The sequence below is a fragment of the Methylobacterium oryzisoli genome (assembly GCF_046557895.1).
Classification (GTDB): Bacteria; Pseudomonadota; Alphaproteobacteria; order Rhizobiales; family Beijerinckiaceae; genus Methylobacterium; species Methylobacterium oryzisoli.
Map to the genome: position 1 here is coordinate 1 of NZ_JBKIBX010000140.1, position 545 is coordinate 545.

Below are 545 nucleotides of genomic sequence, written 5' to 3' on the forward strand. Positions count from 1 at the left end.
CCCTCGTCCAGCACGCCCCGCGCCGACAGGCAGTGCAGCACCATCGCACCGAACCCCCCCGTCGAGCCTTCCTCCAGCGTCACCAGAACCTCGTGGCTCCCCGCCAGGTCCAGAAGCAGCGCCTCGTCCAGAGGCTTGGCGAACCGCGCATCCGCCACGCTCACCCCGATCCCGGCCTCCTCCAGACGCTCCGCCGCCTTCAGCGCCTCCGCCAGCCGCGTGCCCAGGCTCAGCAGCGCCACACGCGCCCCCTCCGGACGACGCAGCACGCGGCCCCGGCCGATCGCCAGGACCTCGCCCCGCTCCGGCAGCTCCACCCCCACGCCTTCCCCGCGCGGGTAGCGGAACGCGATCGGGCCCGCATCGTGCGCGTGCGCCGTCGCCACCATGTGCACCAGCTCCGCCTCGTCGGCGGCCGCCATCACCACCATGTTCGGCAGGCAGCACAGATACGCCAGGTCGAACGCCCCCGCGTGCGTGGCCCCGTCCGCCCCCACCAGCCCCGCACGGTCCAGCGCGAAGCGCACCGGCAGGTTCTGCAGCGC

General features: G+C 74.5%; 1 protein-coding gene. It reads right to left on the reverse strand.

Annotated features, from left to right (window positions below):
* Positions 1–545 (reverse strand): transketolase C-terminal domain-containing protein (locus tag ACKUB9_RS34410; RefSeq protein ID WP_407531203.1); only part of this gene is annotated, 545 nt, incomplete at both ends.